This window comes from Actibacterium sp. XHP0104 (genome assembly GCF_025751515.1).
Taxonomy (GTDB): domain Bacteria; phylum Pseudomonadota; class Alphaproteobacteria; order Rhodobacterales; family Rhodobacteraceae; genus Actibacterium_D.
In genome coordinates this window covers 646,896-660,527 of the sequence record NZ_JAOWLE010000001.1, presented here as the reverse complement: position 1 = coordinate 660,527, position 13,632 = coordinate 646,896, and the positions used below count along the sequence as shown (strand labels likewise).

11 protein-coding genes are annotated in these 13,632 nt (G+C 65.1%); 4 read left to right on the top strand and 7 right to left on the bottom strand.

The features are described from left to right. Positions 1–7: 7 nt before the first annotated feature. The 6 genes from OE856_RS03415 to purC form a co-directional block, all read right to left on the bottom strand. On the bottom strand, positions 8–2,677 hold the full coding sequence (locus tag OE856_RS03415) for an Rne/Rng family ribonuclease (RefSeq protein WP_263714638.1): 2,670 nt from the start codon (positions 2,675–2,677) through the stop codon (positions 8–10). Positions 2,678–3,109: 432 nt separating this feature from the next. Beyond that, positions 3,110–4,444 carry a sigma-54-dependent transcriptional regulator gene (locus OE856_RS03410; protein ID WP_263714637.1) on the bottom strand — a complete coding sequence of 445 codons (1,335 nt, stop codon included), beginning with the start codon at positions 4,442–4,444 and terminating at the stop codon, positions 3,110–3,112. 19 nt (positions 4,445–4,463) lie between these two features. Then, positions 4,464–6,230, bottom strand: a complete 1,767-nt coding sequence (locus OE856_RS03405; protein ID WP_412174849.1) for a sensor histidine kinase — start codon at positions 6,228–6,230, stop codon at positions 4,464–4,466. Positions 6,231–6,273: 43 nt separating this feature from the next. After that, positions 6,274–6,948 carry a phosphoribosylformylglycinamidine synthase subunit PurQ gene (gene purQ / locus OE856_RS03400; RefSeq protein ID WP_263714636.1) on the bottom strand — a complete coding sequence of 225 codons (675 nt, stop codon included), beginning with the start codon at positions 6,946–6,948 and terminating at the stop codon, positions 6,274–6,276. After that, entirely contained in the window at positions 6,948–7,187 is a 240-nt protein-coding gene (purS, locus tag OE856_RS03395; protein WP_263714635.1) for a phosphoribosylformylglycinamidine synthase subunit PurS, read from the bottom strand. The genes purQ and purS overlap by 1 nt, the downstream gene beginning before the upstream one ends. A gap of 13 nt (positions 7,188–7,200) precedes the next feature. Beyond that, entirely contained in the window at positions 7,201–7,959 is a 759-nt protein-coding gene (purC, locus tag OE856_RS03390) for a phosphoribosylaminoimidazolesuccinocarboxamide synthase (protein WP_263714634.1), read from the bottom strand. A 203-nt stretch (positions 7,960–8,162) separates the two neighbouring features. Here purC and OE856_RS03385 point away from each other — a divergent pair, with 203 nt between their 5' ends. The 3 genes from OE856_RS03385 to bmt all read left to right on the top strand — a co-directional run bounded on the left by OE856_RS03385 (position 8,163) and on the right by bmt (position 11,632). Beyond that, a complete protein-coding gene (locus OE856_RS03385) occupies positions 8,163–8,474 on the top strand; it encodes a DUF1476 domain-containing protein (protein WP_263714633.1) in 312 nt (103 codons plus the stop codon). Positions 8,475–8,614: 140 nt separating this feature from the next. Beyond that, positions 8,615–10,480, top strand: coding sequence for a phosphatidylglycerol lysyltransferase domain-containing protein (locus OE856_RS03380; protein WP_263714632.1), 1,866 nt, complete (start codon positions 8,615–8,617; stop codon positions 10,478–10,480). Between the two features lie 138 nt (positions 10,481–10,618). Then, positions 10,619–11,632: a betaine--homocysteine S-methyltransferase gene (bmt, locus tag OE856_RS03375; protein WP_263714631.1), complete on the top strand. Its 1,014-nt coding sequence runs from the start codon at positions 10,619–10,621 to the stop codon at positions 11,630–11,632. Between the two features lie 13 nt (positions 11,633–11,645). Here the strand turns inward: bmt and OE856_RS03370 are convergent, their stop codons facing one another. Further along, positions 11,646–12,728 (bottom strand): PA0069 family radical SAM protein, encoded by a 1,083-nt coding sequence (locus OE856_RS03370; protein ID WP_263714630.1) that lies wholly within the window; start codon positions 12,726–12,728, stop codon positions 11,646–11,648. Between the two features lie 200 nt (positions 12,729–12,928). On the opposite strand from OE856_RS03370, the gene OE856_RS03365 reads away from it, so the two are divergent. After that, positions 12,929–13,630, top strand: coding sequence for a corrinoid protein (locus OE856_RS03365; protein WP_263714629.1), 702 nt, complete (start codon positions 12,929–12,931; stop codon positions 13,628–13,630). Positions 13,631–13,632: the final 2 nt, after the last annotated feature.

The window sequence follows — 13,632 nt, the reverse complement described above, 5'->3', positions numbered from 1 at the left end:
TCAGTGCTTAGCGCGACCACCATCCGGTGCGCTTGGGCTTGGGCGGCTCGTTCGAGGCGGGCTCGGCCACCAGTTCCGGTTCGGGCTCGGGCTGAGGCTCTTCGGCCACCGGCTCTTGCGTTACCACGTCGTCCTGATCGGCAACCACGGCCTCGGCCACGGCGGGCTCGGCTTCGGCTTCGGCTTCGGGTTCGACCGGTTCCTCGGCGGGCGCCTCGGCCACGACAGGTTCCTCAGCCGGGGCCTCTTCGGCAGGCGCTTCCGCTTCGGCCTCGGCCACCTCTTCGGTCTGCGTTTCCTCGGCCACGGCGTCCTGCGCCTCGGTGGTTTCCTCTTCGGTCTTCTTCGACCGCGAGCGGCTGCGCGAACGCGAGCGAGAGCGCGACTTCTTGGGCGCCTCTTCCTTGACCTCTTCGGCCTCGGCCGCTTCGGTCTGGTCGGCGCCTTCGGCCTCGGCCGGTGCGTCCTCTGCGGCGGCGTCAGCCTCGTCGGCCTCGTCCCCGTTTTCGTAATTCACACCGTTTTCGTCCGAGCCATTGCCCTCGCCATTCGACGACGACCGGCGACGACGACGACGACGACGGCGCTTCTTGGGCGCGGGCTGCTCTTCGTCGCTCTCGGGCGTTGCGACCTCGGCCTCGACCTCGTCCTCTTCAACCAGATCGGGCATGTCGGACGTATCGATCGAGATCACCGGGGCGGTCACCTCGGGCACATTGCGCGAGGCGGTCTTGAACCGTTCGATCACATATTCGGGGCTGATCAGATGCGGGTCGGCCTCGATCCGGACCGAGATGCCATAGCGCGCCTCGATCTGGGCGATATGCTCGCGCTTCTGGTTCATCAGGAAGTTGACGATACCAACCGGCGCCTTGAGCAGAACCTCTTTGCTGCGGCCGCGCACGCCCTCTTCTTCGAGCTGGCGCAGGATCGACAGCGCAAGGTTGTCGTCCGAGCGCAACAGGCCCGTGCCATGGCACGACGGGCACGGCTGGGTCGTGGCCTCGAGCATGCCGGGGCGCAAACGCTGGCGCGACATTTCCATCAGGCCAAAGCCCGAGATCCGGCCCACCTGGATGCGGGCCCGGTCGGTCTTCAGCTTGTCCTTCATCCGCTTTTCGACGGCGGCGTTGTTCTTGCGCTCTTCCATGTCGATGAAATCGATCACGATCAGACCGGCCAGGTCGCGCAGGCGCAGCTGGCGGGCCACCTCATCGGCGGCCTCGAGATTGGTTTTCAGCGCGGTATCCTCGATCGAGCCTTCCTTGGTGGCCCGACCCGAGTTGACGTCGATCGCCACCAGCGCCTCGGTGACGCCGATCACGATATAACCGCCCGATTTCAGCTGCACAGTCGGGTTGAACATGCCCGACAGATAGCTTTCGACCTGGTAGCGCGCGAACAGCGGCAGCGGATCGGTATACTGTTTCACGTTCTTGGCATGGGACGGCATGATCATTTTCATGAAGTCCTTGGCCACGCGATAGCCGCCCTCGCCCTCGACCAGAACCTCGTCGATCTCGCGATTATACAAATCGCGGATCGTGCGTTTGATCAGATTGCCTTCCTCATAGATCGGCGCGGGCGCGACCGATTTCAGGGTCAGCTCGCGGATCTGTTCCCACAGCCGTTGCAGGTATTCGTAATCGCGCTTGATTTCCGACTTGGTGCGCTTGGCGCCTGCGGTGCGGATGATCAGGCCGGCGCCCACGGGCACCGACATCTCGGCAGCGATTTCCTTCAGCTTCTTGCGGTCGGCGGCATTGGTGATCTTGCGCGAGATGCCACCGCCACGGGCGGTGTTGGGCATCAGCACGCAATAGCGGCCGGCCAGCGACAGATAGGTGGTCAGCGCGGCGCCCTTGTTGCCACGCTCTTCCTTGACGACCTGCACCAGCAGGATCTGCCGCACCTTGATGACTTCTTGAATCTTATAGCGCTTGGCACGCGGCTTGCGCGGCTGGCGGATTTCCTCGGCCATGTCCTCTTCGGCGACCGATTCGATCTCGGGGTCACGATCCGAGGCGGCAAAGGGCTCGTCGCTGTTGTCGTCAACGTCGCCCTCGTCATCGGTATCGGCGGCGTCACCTTCGGCAACAGCTTCTTCGGCCTCACCCTGCGCGGGCGCGTCTGCCTGCGCCTCGGGCTGAGCCTCGGCCTCTACCTCTGCGACCGGCGCATCGGCGGCTTCGGGGCTGTCCACAGCCAGGGTGTCGGCCTCGTCCTCGCCCAGATCGACGACATCCATGCCCGACGGGCCGTCGACGACCTCGCGGGTTTCGACGGCATCACTGGATTTGACCGCGGCGGCCTTGCTGCTGCTGCGGCGGCGCGAACGCGAGCGGCTGGGTTTCGAGGGCTTTTCGTCATCCTCGTCCAGCGACTTGGCATAGGCCAGCTCTTCGGCCAGCAGCGCCTCGCGGTCAGCGACCGGGATCTGGTAGTAATCGGGGTGAATCTCGGAAAAAGCCAGGAATCCGTGGCGGTTACCGCCGTAATCGACAAAGGCCGCCTGAAGCGACGGTTCGACCCGGGTTACTTTTGCGAGATAGATATTGCCAGCTAGCTGGCGTTTGTTGACCGTCTCAAAGTCGAATTCATCAACCTTGTTTCCGTCCACCACGACCACGCGGGTTTCTTCCGCGTGGGTGGCGTCGATAAGCATTTTCTTAGCCATTGAATCTCATTGCACCGCGGCAAGTGCCGTCGCCCAGGCGGGCGCGGTCGTTGCGGGTGGTGTCTTGTTTGGGCGAGCAAGGACGCGTCAAGCGCAACCGGAGCGGCGAGATGCCTGCCCGTCAGATGCCTGTTCGTGTTCACGCGTTCCATCGCGGTTTGTCTCCGATGCCGCTTGGCGGCACCCATTTTCAAAACCCGGGCAGAGCCGGGTCAAACTGTTGCCCCGTGGGGCCGATCGGTCTGATCCTTACCCGGGCCGGCAATCGCCGGGGCGGTGCGAGGATCAGCGAAACTCTGAACATCAGGGCCACAATAGGTGGGCGCGCTGACGTTCTCAGACCATAGCGGCAGATCACGGGCAAACACAATGGGCTTTTTCATGGCCCCCGAAACTTCGAGCGCCGTTCAGATCTTGCCGATCGGGCGGAACTTACAGGTAATCCGAACGGGTTAACCCGTATTTGGCCATTTTCTCGTTCAGGGTCCGGCGCGGCAGGCACAATTCGTCCATCACCGCGACGATCGAGCCCTTGTGGCGCCGCATCGTGTTGTCGATCAGCATCCGCTCGAACGCCTCGACATATTCCTTCAGCGGCTTGCCCTCGGTGGTCATCACCGGCTGCATGTTCTCGTCGTCATCCGACATCAGCAGGCTGGCGATAGTGCCAGAGCCCCGGCGCGATTGCAGAACCGCGCGTTCGGCCACGTTGATCAGCTGGCGCACGTTGCCCGGCCAGGGCGCCTGCAACAGCTGCGCGGCCTCCTGCGCGCTGACCTGCGGCGTGTCACAGCCGTATTCATCGGCATATTGCTCCGACAGGCGGGTGAACAGCGTCAGGATATCCTCGCCCCGCGCGCGCAGCGGCGGCAGGGTGATCTTCATCGCCGCCAGGCGGTAATAAAGGTCGGGGCGCAGCATGTCCTCGCAGGTCTTGCCCTGCTCTTGCAGGTTGCTGACCGCAATGATGCGGGTTTCGGCCGGGCTGCCCTGATCGTTGATGAAGGTCAGCAGCCGCGCCTGCAACGGCTGCGGCAGCGCCTCGATATCCTCAAGGCACAGCGTGCCGCCCCGCGCCTCTTCGACCAGCGGCAGACGCCCGCCCTCAGAGACCGGACCGAACAGCCGCGCGGCCAGGTTTTCCTCGGTATAAGCGGCGCAGGACACCTGCACGAACTTGCGCCCTGCCCGCGGCCCCACCGCATGCAGCGCATGGGCCACCAGTGTCTTGCCGGTGCCGGTTTCGCCGTCGATCAGCACATGGCCATCGGCCTGCCCCAGATCGAGAATATCTTCGCGCAGCCGCTCCATCACCGGCGAGGTGCCGATCAGTTTCTTCATGATGACCGTGCCATCCGACAGCTCGCGCCGCAGGGCGCGGTTGTCCAGCGTCATGCGCCGCGCCTGAGCCGCGCGCTTGGCCAGATCGGTCATCCGGTCGGGGTTGAAGGGCTTTTCAAGGAAATCATAGGCGCCCACGCGCATCGCCTCGACCGCCATCGGCACATCACCATGACCGGTGATCATGATCACCGGCAGGCTGCTGTCCTGGCTCATCAGCTTTTTCAGAAAGGCCATGCCGTCCATGCCGGGCATGCGAATGTCGGAAATCACGATCCCCGGATAATCGGGGCCGATCTTTTTCAACGCCTCTTCGGCCGAAGCAAAGGCCTCGGTGTCGAACCCCGACAGCGCCAGCCACTGGCTGATCGAGTGGCGCATGTCCTGTTCGTCGTCAATGATCGCGATCTTGATGCCACGGGTCATCGGCATTGTCCTTGTCTTGTTACTGGGCCGCCTCGGCGCCTTCTTCGAGGATCGGCAACTGAACCTCAAACACCGCACCGCCGCCGCGCGCGTTGCGGGCGGTCAGCCGTCCCCCAAGGTCGTTCACGATCCCCGAGGAAATGGCAAGCCCCAGTCCAACCCCGTCACCGGGGGACTTGGTGGTGTAGAAGGGCTCGAACAAGGCATCCAGGTCGTCAATGCCGTGCCCGTTGTCGCGCACCGTCAGCGTGGCGGTTTCGCCCGCCGACAAGATCAGGTCGATCTGCCCTTCGCTCGTCTGCTTGGTGGCATCCAGCGCGTTGCGCAACAGGTTGATGATCACCTGTTCCAGCCGCACCCGGTCGCCCATCACATGCACCGGCCCGGTGGGCAGCGTGCGGGTGATCGTGACCTTGCGCTGCTTCAACTGCGGCTCCATCATGGCTAGGGATGCCGACAAACATGCTTTGAAATCAACGGGTTCAAAGCCACCGTCGGATTTGCGCGCATAGGATTTCAGCTGCCGCGTGATCGCGCCCATCCGCTCGATCAGATCGTCGATCCGCTGGAACGAGGCCAGCGCCTCTTCACCGCGCTTGCGTTGCAGCAACAGCCGCGCCCCCGCCAGGTAGGTTTTCATCGCCGCCAGCGGCTGGTTCAGCTCGTGGCTGACGGCCGCAGACATCTCGCCCAACGCCGCCAGTTTCGAGCTTTGCGCCAGCGTCTGTTCGGCCACTTCCAGGTTCTTTTCGGCCTTTTCGCGTTCGGCGATTTCCCGCTGTAGCTGCACGTTGAGTGCGCGAAGTTCTGCCGACTCTCGCTGGAACAGAACGCTTTGCAGCTGGGCGCGCCGTGAGGTGAAATAGAACCCCAGCGCCAGCAGGATGGCAAAGCCCATGATTTCCAGCGCCAGCACCCCGTTCACGCGCTCGCGGATCGAGGCATAGGTGGTAAAGCTGATCAGCTTCCATCCCCGGAACGGAATCCGCGCCTCATTCCGCATCACCGCCTCGCCCGAGACATAGGCGTCGGGCGGCAGCGCGGCCCAGTCGGTGGTGGCCTTCAGCGCGCGCTGAATGGCCGAGGGCGCCGATTGCACCGCCAGCGCCTGTTCCAGCGGCAGGCCACGCCAGCGCGGCTCGGTCGCCAGGATGATCACGCCCTCGCTGTTGGTGACGACAACCGCATCGGAAATGCCTGCCCAGCTGCGTTCCAGCTTGGCCAGATCGACGCCGACGATGATTACGCCGACCGATTGGCGCTCGCTGGTGATCTTGCGCGAATAGGCGAACTCGAACGTGCCCTGCTCGTTCGTTTCACTGGTGAAAACCGTGTCATTGGCACGCAGCGCGTTCAGAAAGGCCTGGCTGCCCCGCATGCTGGCCCCGATGCGTGACCGGTCGCTGGCCGCCACCACGCGTCCCGATTCATCCAGCAGGATCAGCGAGGCCGCGCCGATCTCATCCACATAGGAAATCAGCCGCTGCGAGCTTTGCGAGAAATCATTCGAGTTCAGCGCCCCGATCAGCGTCGGGTCGCGCGACAGCAGGTGCGGCACGACCGAGGCGCGCTGCAATTCGCTGACCACGTTGCCGGTATAAAGCGCCAGCCGCACCTCGGCGCGGTTGCGCGTGGCCTCGGTAAAGCGGGTGGTCAGCCAGTCGTTGGTGATCCAGGTGACGCCCGCCGCCACGGCCAGGAACATGAACAGCGTGGCGCGCATGCGCCAGCCAGTCCTGGCCTGCAGGGGCAACGAGTCGCGTTCGGGCGGGGTTTCACCGGTCATGGCTCAAATCTATGCCCGCCTGCGGCGACCGGCAAGCACGTGATCAGGCCAGCGCCATCGCCCCGGCCAGCGACTTGAACAGCGCCGCACCATCGGTGCCGCCATGGGCGGGCTCGGACGCGCGCTCGGGGTGCGGCATCATGCCCAGAACCCGGCGGTTTGCGCTGAGAACACCGGCGATATCCTCGGCCGACCCATTGGGATTGTCGCCATAGCGGAAGGCCACGCGATCGTCACCGTTCAGACGGGCCAGCGTGCCGGCATCGGCGTTGTAATTGCCATCATGGTGGGCAATCGGCACGGTGACGGTCTGCCCGGCCTCATAGGCGCGGGTAAAATCGCTGTCGGTGGTCTGCACCACCAGCGGCACCGGCTTGCAGATGTATTTCAGGTTGGCATTGCGCATCAGAGCGCCGGGCAGCAGGCCGGTTTCGGTCAGCACCTGGAACCCGTTGCACACGCCCAGCACATAGCCGCCGCGCTCGGCGAACTGGACCAGCGCGCGGGCAATCGGCGAGCGCGCCGCGATGGCGCCGCAGCGCAGGTAATCGCCGAACGAGAACCCGCCGGGGATCGCAACCAGGTCCAGCCCCTCGGGCAGGCTGGTTTCCTTGTGCCAGACCAGCTGGGTTTTCTCGTTGCCGGCCACCGCGTTCAGCGCGACCACCATGTCGCGGTCGCAGTTCGAGCCGGGAAACTGGATGACGGCCGCGCGCATCAGGCGATCTCCACCGAGTAGCTTTCGATCACCGTGTTCGCGAGCAGCTTTTCGCACATGTCCTTGACGGTGGCCTCAGCACGGGCGGCGTCGGTCTCGGCCAGGTCCAGCTCGATCACCTTGCCCTGGCGTACGCCCTCGACCCCGTCAAAGCCAAGCGTGCCAAGCGCGTGGCGCACGGCCTCGCCCTGCGGATCCAGAACACCGTTTTTCAGCATGACATGAACGCGGGCTTTCATCGGGGCGGTCCTCTTAGTTGATCAGGGTCGGTTTGGTGTTGGTGACATTGGCCGGCATCACGCCCAGGCGGCGGGCCACCTCGGTATAGGCGTCGGTCAGGTTGCCCAGGTCGCGGCGGAACACGTCCTTGTCCAGCTTTTGCCCGGTCTTGATGTCCCACAGGCGGCAGCTGTCGGGGCTGATCTCATCGGCGACCACAAGGCGCATGAAATCGCCGTCATAGATGCGGCCGATCTCGATCTTGAAGTCGATCAGCTTGATGCCGACGCCATACATGACGCCCGCCATGAAATCATTGACCCGCAGCGCCAGCGCCACGATGTCGTCCAGATCCTGCTGCGAGGCCCAGCCGAAGGCGATGATGTATTCCTCGGGCACCAGCGGGTCGCCCAGGGCATCGTCCTTGTAGGAAAACTCGATGATCGGGCGCGGCAGCTGCTGGCCCTCTTCCATGCCCAGCCGTTTCGCCATCGACCCGGCCGCATAGTTGCGCACGATCACCTCAAGCGGAATGATCTCAACCGCGCGGATCAGCTGCTCGCGCATGTTGATACGCTCGATGAAATGGGTCGGCACGCCGATCTGGTTGAGGCCGGTCATGAAGAACTCGCTCAGGCGGTTGTTCAGCACACCCTTGCCCTCGATCGTGGCCTTTTTCTCGGCGTTGAACGCGGTGGCGTCGTCCTTGAAGTACTGTACCAGGGTGCCCGGCTGCGGGCCTTCATACAGAATCTTGGCCTTGCCTTCGTAGATTTTCTTGCGCCGTGCCATGGAAACTCCGAATCCTTGGGCTGTCGGGGGTTGCCCCGGCCTTGTTTGCGCCTCTCTTATGCTATGGCACCGATCAGGGCAAGGCGGGGCGCGTCATGGGGGAAAAACATCGCTTTCGCGTAATGATAGCGCCCACGACCCCTAGGCAGGGCGCGGATCATCCCGTAAAACCGAACCGATTAGATTCTGGAGGACCAAGGCCGATGACCACCTTCGACGAACGTGAACACGCGTTTGAGAACAAATTCGCGCATGACGAAGAGATGAACTTCAAGGCACAGGCACGCGCCAACAAGCTTCTGGGCCTGTGGGCTGCCGAGCTGATGGGCAAGACCGGCGAAGAGGCCGAAGCCTATGCCAAGGAAGTGATCCACGCCGATTTCGAAGAAGCCGGCCACGAGGACGTGTTCCGCAAGGTTTCGGGCGACCTGGGTGACAAGGCCGACGAGGCCACCATCCGCACCCAGATGGCCGAGCTGCTGCGCGTGGCCAAGGCCCAGATGATGGAAGAGTGATCCCAGGATCATTCGACCCGAACGCGCCTCTGACGGGGCGCGTTTTTCTTATCTGAAGACCGGAAAAAAGCGGATAATTTTATCCGTTAAGAAATTGGTCTGAGCATCGGGTTAGCCTGACACCCTGTTGCGGAGGACGGATGAAAAAAGACACCCCCAGTTGCGTGCATGCCGGCACGTCGCCCCAGCGGCGCGTGCCCTGGCTGCGCCAGTTGCTGCCATTTGCCCTGGCGGCGCTGATCGTCGTGCTGCTGCGCGACCGGCTGGAAGGTATCGAATTCTCGGCCATCCTGGCCGCTGCGGCCGAGGTGACCCTGCCGCAATGGCTGGCCGCCATCGCCGCCACCGCGCTCAGCTTCTTGGCGGTCGGGCGCTATGACGGGCTGCTGCACGGGCTGATGGGCACCGGCCTGCCCGACCCCGCGGCGCGGATCAGCGGCGCCTCGGCCATCGCCATCAGCCAGACCCTGGGCTTTGGTGTCGTGACCGGCACATTGGTACGCTGGCGGCTGCTGCCCGGCCTTGGCGCCGGCGGGGCCGCGCGGCTGACCGGGCTGGTCACCGCGTCATTCCTGGGCGGGTGGGCCGTCTTTACCGGGCTGGTTCTGATCGCCCTGCCCGCACCCTCGCCCTGGATGAAACCTCTGGCCCTCGGCGCGTTGGCGCTGTCGGCTGCGGCCATTGCCGTTTCGCTCTGGGCGCCGCGCCTGCGCGTCATGGGCCGGGCCATCCATCTGCCCAGCCTGCGCGCCATGGGGGTGATCCTGGTGCTGACCGCGATCGACACGCTGGCCGCGGCGCTGGCACTATATGTGCTGCTGCCCGACGCCCATGCGGTAACCCTGATGGCCTTCCTGCCCGCCTTTCTGCTGGCGCTGGGGGCGGGGCTGCTCAGCGGCACGCCCGGTGGCGTCGGCCCGTTCGAGATGACCCTGCTGGCGCTGATGCCCCACTCCGACGGCGCGATCATCCTGGCCGCCGTGCTGGCCTGGCGGGTGGTCTATTACGCCCTGCCCGCCTGTATCGCCGCCCTGATCTGGCTGCGCGGCCCGATCACCGATCAGCCCGCCCGACCGCAGTTCCTGGCCCCCGACGATCTGGCCCCCTCGCAGCGCAAGGCCGTTCAGTCCGCCCCGCGCGCCGAGGCGCAGCTGCTGTTCCAAGGCAACAAGCGCCTGTTGACCTGCCCCGAGGGTGCCCCGCACCTGGTGACCGCCCGGCTGGGCCAAAGCCTGGTCTCACTGGGCGATCCGGTTGCGGGCTGCCCCTCCGATGCCATCGCGCGGCTGCGCGAACGCGCCCGCGCCGCACGCCTGTCGGCCTGCATCTACAAATGCGGCGCCCGCACCGCCGCCCATGCCCGCCGCGCCGGCATGACCGTGCTGCCCATCGCGCAAGAGGCCTGGCTGACCCCGACAACCTTTGACCTGAACACCCCCGCACATCGCCAGCTGCGGCGCAAGCTGCGCAAGGCGCAAGAGCTGGACATTCGCTCGGGCGGGGCGCTGCCGCTAGAGGAGATGGCCCGGATCAATCGGGAATGGGCCGGTTCGAACGGCGGCGAGCGCGGCTTTTCCATGGGGCTCTTCTGCCCCGACCACCTGAGCCGCCAGCATGTGATCATCGCCCGCGACCAGGGCCGGATGGTCGCATTTGCCAGCTTTCACACCGGCACGCGGGAATGGACGCTGGACCTGATGCGCCAAAGCTCTGACGCGCCTGACGGTACCATGTATGCGCTGATCATCCAGGCCCTGACCGATGCCGCCGCGCAGGGCGTTGCACGCCTGTCGCTAGCCGCCGTGCCCTTTGACGGCCCGCTGCCCGATCCGCGACTTGAGCGGCTGCGCGCCCGCATCACGCCCGCCCACTCGGCCGGACTGCGCCGGTTCAAGGCCGCCTTTGCCCCGAACTGGGAAACGCTCTACATCGCCGGGCCGTCGCCGCTGTCGCTGTCTGTCGCCGGCGCCGAGATCGGCCGCGAGATCCTGCGCCCCGCGGCCTGAGCCGCGCTCACATGTGCGGCACTCAAGATCATTATGACGATTAAGAATTTGCACTTGGCGCCCTGACATGGCACCTGTGCGCCCAAATCGCGGCCGTCCCGGGCCGCTGTCGCCCTTTGCGCAAAGAGGATGCACCGCATGAGCAACGCCCTGTCCCGCCTTTTGGAAACCCGCGACTGGCTGCTTGCCGATGGTGCGACCGGCACGACCCTGTTCAACATGGGTCTCAGCTCGGGCGATGCGCCGGAACTGTGGAACGTGGACCAACCCGACAATATCCGCGCGCTCTACCGCGGCGCAGTCGAGGCGGGGTCTGATCTGTTCCTGACGAACTCGTTCGGCGGCAATGCCTCGCGCCTGAAACTGCACAACGCCCAGGACCGCGTGACTGAGCTGAACCGCGTCGCCGCCGAGCTGGGCCGCGAAGTGGCCGACAAGGCCGATCGCCCGGTTGTGGTCGCGGGCTCTGTCGGGCCGACCGGCGAGATCATGCAGCCGATGGGCACCCTGTCTTATGCCGGTGCGGTCGAGATGTTCCATGAACAGGCCGAAGGCCTCAAGGCCGGCGGCGCCGATGTGCTGTGGGTCGAAACCATCAGCGCCCCCGAGGAATTCAAGGCCGCCGCCGAGGCGTTCAAACTGGCCGATATGCCCTGGTGCGGCACCATGAGCTTTGACACCGCCGGGCGCACCATGATGGGCGTGACCTCGGCCGCCATGGCCGAAATGGTCGAGAAACTGCCCTACCCGCCGCTGGCCTTCGGCGCCAATTGCGGCGTCGGCGCATCCGACCTGCTGCGCACGGTGCTGGGCTTTGCCGCAACCGGCAGCGAATTCCCGCTGATCGCCAAGGGCAACGCCGGCATCCCGCAATATGTCGACGGCCATATCCACTATAACGGCACGCCCGAGCTGATGGCCGATTACGCCGTGCTGGCCCGCGCCTGCGGGGCGACGATCATCGGCGGCTGCTGCGGCACCACGCCCGAGCACCTGCGCGCCATGCGTGCCGCGCTGGAAACCCGCGACCCCGGCCCGCGCCCGACGCTGGAACAGATCGCCGCGCGGCTTGGCGGCTATTCCTCGGCCTCGGATGGCACCGGCGACGATGCCGGCGCGCCGGCACGCGCACGCCGCCGCCGCCGGGGATAAGGCGAACCCAATGTCAGAACAGGCTCAGCTGATCCCCCGGGCGCGGCGGAACGCCGAACTGCCCGCAATCCAGCGGGCCAAGGTCGCGATCCAGCCCCAGCCGCGCCGCCGCGTTGCGAAAGCGCGCGTCGATCAGCCGTGCATAAGCCCCGTCACCACGCATCCGGCGGCCCCAGTCAGACTGGTAATCGCGCCCGCCATGCATATCGCGCACATGGCCCATGACGCGGGCCGCGCGATCGGGGAAATTCTCGGCCAACCAGTCGCGAAACAGCGGCGCCACCTCAAGCGGCAGGCGCAGCATGACCCAGCTGGCGGCGCTGGCGCCGGCATGTCGGGCGCCGCGCAGGATGGTTTCCAGCTCGTGATCGGTCAGGGCCGGGATAATCGGGGCCACCATCACCCGCACCGCCACCCCCGCGCCAGACAAGAGCTGTATCGTGCGCAGACGCCGCTCGGGCGCGGGCACGCGTGGCTCCATCTTGCGCGCCAGAACCGGGTCAAGCGTGGTGACAGATATGCCGACGCGCACCAGGTTGGCTGCGGCCATCTCGGACAGGATATCCAGGTCGCGCTCAATCAGCGTGCCCTTGGTGACAATCGCGACCGGGTGGCGAAAATCGCGCAGCACCTCGAGAATGCCGCGCATGATGCGGTGGTCGCGCTCGATCGGCTGATAGGGGTCGGTATTGGTGCCGATCGCCAGCACCGAGGGCCGGTATCCGGGGCGCGACAGCTCGCGCGCCAGAACCACGGGCGCCTCGGGCCGCGCGATCAGGCGGGTTTCGAAATCCAGCCCCGGCGACAGACCCAGATAGGCGTGGGTCGGACGCGCGAAACAGTAGATACAGCCGTGTTCGCAGCCGCGATACGGGTTGATGGAACGGTCGAACGGAATGTCGGGCGAGGTGTTACGGGTGATGACGCTGCGCGGCCTCTCGATCCGCACGTCGGTGCGCAGGGGTGGCAGATCGTCATCGGGCGCCCAGCCATCGTCGACCGCGACGCGGGCATAGGGTTCGAACCGGCCAGTCAGGTTGGTGGCGGCCGCCCTGCCCTTGCGGCGCTCGGTCGGAATGCGGGGATCGGTCTCCATGATCGGCCTCGGAGGAACGTGCGGGAAAGAAGAACATTAATAGAACATTCATCCCGAGAACACCAGTCGCAAATCGCCAGACCCGCCAAAATGCGGCGCTTGGTCGGAAGCGGCGCGGCCCGTGTCGCAATCGGGCTATCAGACGACAGATTTTGGCCGCACCAAGTAAATGACGACGGCCACAGCAGGAGCGCATGACCATGGCTGATGAAGACGACGATATCATCCTCTCCGAGCTCGACGATGACGAGCTGGTGCAGCAGATGCAGGACGACCTCTATGACGGCATGAAGGAAGAGGTCGAAGAAGGCGTCAACATTCTGCTTGAACGCGGCTGGGCGCCCTACGACGTCCTGACCACGGCGCTGGTCGGCGGCATGACCGTGGTCGGCCGCGATTTCCGCGACGGCATCCTGTTCGTGCCCGAGGTTCTGCTGGCCGCCGGCGCGATGAAGGGCGGCATGGCCATTCTCAAGCCACTCTTGGCCGAAACCGGCGCGCCCCGCATGGGCAAGATGGTCATCGGCACCGTCAAGGGCGACATCCACGACATCGGCCAGAACTTGGTGACGATGATGATGGAAGGCGCCGGGTTCGAGGTGCTGAACATCGGCATCAACAGGTCGGTCGATGACTACATCGCCGCGATCAAGGAATTCGACGCCGATATCCTTGGCATGTCCGCCCTTCTGACCACGACCATGCCCTATATGAAAGTGGTGATCGACCAGCTGAAGGCAGACGGCCTGCGCGACGATTATGTCGTTCTGGTCGGCGGCGCCCCCTTGAACGAGGAATTCGGCCGCGCCATCGGCGCCGATGCCTATTGCCGTGACGCCGCCGTTGCCGTGGAAACCGCCAAGGAATTCATGGCGCGCAAGCACAACCAGGTCGCGGGCTAAGG